Below are 335 nucleotides of genomic sequence, written 5' to 3'. Positions count from 1 at the left end.
ATCAACAACAATTCCTCCAACTCTTAAAGGATAACATCGTGTTGGCACAGAATAGAATGAAACAACAGGTAGATCAACATCGTAGTGAAAGAAGTTTTGATGTAGGTGATTGGGTATTCCTACGGCTACAACCATATAAGCAAATGTCCCTAAAGCAAGCTAAGAAGGATAATAAATTATCTCCAAAGTATTATGGTCCATACAAGGTGTTGCAAAAGATTGGTACTATGGCATACCAATTGGAGCTTCCTGCAGCTTCTTGATTGCACCCAGTTTTCCATGTTTCATGTTTAAAGAAGGTTATAGGTGACAAGCTCCCAATTCAAACAATATTG

At 37.6% G+C, this 335-nt stretch carries 1 protein-coding gene; it reads left to right on the top strand.

Translation table 11 applies throughout. From position 1 onward, the window contains the following. Positions 1-263, top strand: a 263-nt coding sequence (locus EZM41_RS14025) for a hypothetical protein (RefSeq protein ID WP_232619362.1), incomplete at its 5' end; no start/stop codon positions are given. Between the last annotated feature and the right edge of the window lie 72 nt (positions 264-335).

Origin of the sequence: Acetomicrobium sp. S15 = DSM 107314 (assembly GCF_016125955.1) — a bacterium.
Classification (GTDB): Bacteria; Synergistota; Synergistia; order Synergistales; family Thermosynergistaceae; genus Thermosynergistes; species Thermosynergistes pyruvativorans.
The sequence above is the reverse complement of the archived record's forward strand: the minus strand, read 5'-3'. Positions and strand labels throughout refer to the sequence as shown.